This is a genomic window from Shewanella sp. 10N.7 (genome assembly GCF_020806285.1).
GTDB classification, from domain to species: Bacteria; Pseudomonadota; Gammaproteobacteria; order Enterobacterales; family Shewanellaceae; genus Shewanella; species Shewanella electrodiphila.
In genome coordinates this window covers 1-1,751 of sequence record NZ_JAJGZS010000012.1, presented here as the reverse complement: position 1 = coordinate 1,751, position 1,751 = coordinate 1, and the positions used below count along the sequence as shown (strand labels likewise).

General features: G+C 37.7%; 1 protein-coding gene and 1 pseudogene. One reads left to right on the top strand and one right to left on the bottom strand.

All coding sequences use genetic code 11. The features are described 5' to 3' along the window. Nucleotides 1–115 precede the first annotated feature (115 nt). Nucleotides 116–757: pseudogene (locus tag LMH66_RS09280) on the bottom strand (phage integrase N-terminal SAM-like domain-containing protein); the annotation flags it as partial. A gap of 321 nt (nt 758–1,078) precedes the next feature. Here LMH66_RS09280 and LMH66_RS09275 point away from each other — a divergent pair. Continuing rightward, nucleotides 1,079–1,480: a tetratricopeptide repeat protein gene (locus LMH66_RS09275; RefSeq protein WP_229369503.1), complete on the top strand. Its 402-nt coding sequence runs from the start codon at nt 1,079–1,081 to the stop codon at nt 1,478–1,480. Nucleotides 1,481–1,751: the final 271 nt, after the last annotated feature.

Genomic DNA, 1,751 nt, shown 5'->3' with positions numbered 1-1,751 from the left:
TAACGGGCTTTTTGCTATCTAGATATTAATAAATAAAACAACATAGGTTTGTAGCGCATCAATTTAGGATTCAAATCCCTATCTCTCCACCATATTTAAGACGAAAGGCTCATCAGAAATGATGAGCCTTTTTTCGTTCCAATGCGTTGGGTAGGGATGGACCCACACCGATAAGGTTGTTTTTCCGTTGAACACTGATCGCACTTTCAATAAATTCACTAAGTTTGTCGATGCATCTTTGGCTGAGAATGGTCTGTCTGTCTTTTCTACTTTTACCGTTTCGAATGGTGAGTGATTGATGCTCAATATCGATATCTTGTATTCGCAGACTCAAGCACTCGGAAATACGTAAGCCGCTTCCGTATAGCATTGCAATGTTAAGGTTATCGCGGCCTTTAAGTTGACTCAATACCTTTGCCACTTCTGTTGTCGATAATACGGTTGGAAGCTGCCTTTGTTTACTTGCGAAACGAAAGCCTAAATCACCTAACGGTTGTTTTAAGTGTTTTTGATAAAGGTAAACTAATGCATTGAGCGCCACTTTTTGTGTATTCACAGCGACATGACGGGAGTTTGCAAGATAGCTAAGGAACTGCGCGACTTCAATTGATCCCATCGTTTCCGGGTGTCGTTTATGTTGAAAGTTAATAAACGCCTTAATCCAATATAAATAGGCTTTTTCGGTTCTTATGCTGTACCCACGCATTCGCATATTTTCTTGAACTTTACTGAGAAACGGGCTTGTCATTTTTGGCATGCTAAATAACTCGATAACTGTGTTTATATACAGTGTTATTTATTTTTGCCATTTTTCAAGTGATAAAATGATTGTTTTATGCGCGTTTATCCTTGTGGTTTTTTAAATACTCACATATTATCAATCGCTTAATGTAATATTTATTTAAATAATAGGCTTGAAAAGTGCGCATGCGCATTTATCAAGAAGTGTATTAGCTATAATGTTAGCTTTTACAATATTTTCAGGTAATTAGGTGTGCGCGTTTTTACTGGTCTAATGAGGTAAATGCGCATGCGCACTATACAAATGTTATAAGCCCTTAGAACATGGAGTTAGTCTATGGCTGAAGATATTGAACAAATAAAATGGATGCTCTATGGGGTTTACCTAATTCTCTTCATGTTAGGTGGAGTTATGTTTTTCAATTATCGTTTAAATACCAATCGAATAAATTCGTCATTTCGCGAAGACTTTTTCAATGAAGCTCAAAAATTGGATGACACGGGTCAGCTAAGAGAGCTTCAGGTGTTAGCTGAAGCTCGTTTAAGCGAGAACAAGTCAGATTCATTTGCATATTACTATTTAGGGATCTCTCACTTTAAACAAAAGCAATACAGTAGGGCACTTAAAGCATTTACTGATTTACAGTCTGTTGATCCTGCTTGGGAAAAGGCTGTTATTCAACAGTATATTGATGAGATCAAACTCCAAATGAACGGGCCTCAAAGAACAGTTCCATAATTGGCTTATAACAAGCTGCTAAATCCAGATTCACCAAGGCTGTCATGCCATTTGCTGAGCAAATCGCCCGCCAGCACTCGGTTCACTTATTAGCAGGGCGTTATGTTTCAATCGAGGTTGAGAGTGAAATTCATCTTTTTAATTCTTAGTGCATTATCGCTCTTTGCAAATGCAGATTCTTGCTTTGTAACTGATGCTGTAGAACTAAAGTACAACTGTAGTGGTCAACTAATATTGGCCACGATCTTAGAGTTTAACCAGAACAATCGTT

What these genes read in the sequence shown, in the direction of transcription:
- LMH66_RS09275 (WP_229369503.1), top strand. Translation starts at nt 1,079, where the DNA reads ATGGCTGAAGATATTGAACAAATAAAATGGATGCTCTATGGGGTTTAC.